The organism is Niveispirillum fermenti (assembly GCF_048066175.1).
GTDB lineage: Bacteria > Pseudomonadota > Alphaproteobacteria > Azospirillales > Azospirillaceae > Niveispirillum > Niveispirillum fermenti.
Window position 1 is genome coordinate 1 of record NZ_JBLTXA010000131.1, and the last position, 473, is coordinate 473.

Consider the following 473-nt stretch of genomic DNA (forward strand, 5'->3'; position numbering starts at 1 on the left):
TGTTGGGCAGGCCGTTCGGCTCTGCCGCCGTGACACCGACGGCGGTGCCGTTTGCAGCCCCTTCCACGACGCTGTTGGCGGCGTTGTCGCTGTCGTCCGGTGTGCCCGGCGGCATGTTCGTGACGTTGATGGTGAAGGTCTGTGTGCTGGTGTCGGTGCCGTCGCTGGCCTGGACCGTAATGGTGTGGCTGGTGGCGGTCTGGTAATCCAGCAAGGTGCCGTCGGCGACGGTAACGACGCCTGTCGTGGCATTGATGGCGAAACGTCCGCCGGCATCGTCGGCCAGGCTGTAGGTGACGGTGCCGCCATTGACGTCCGTAGCACTGGCCGTGATGCCCACGGCGGTGCCGTTGGCCGCGCCTTGCAGGACGCTGTTGGCCGCGCTGTTGCTGTCGGTCGGGGTGGTGGGGGCGACATTGGTGACGTTGATGGTGAAGGTCTGGCTGCTGGTGGCGGCACCGTCGCTGACCTGT

1 protein-coding gene is annotated in these 473 nt (G+C 66.6%); it reads right to left on the reverse strand.

Going from position 1 to position 473, the window contains the following annotated elements:
* On the reverse strand, positions 1-473 hold a 473-nt coding region (locus tag ACM9LZ_RS26010), incomplete at both ends, for a cadherin repeat domain-containing protein (RefSeq protein WP_416622398.1).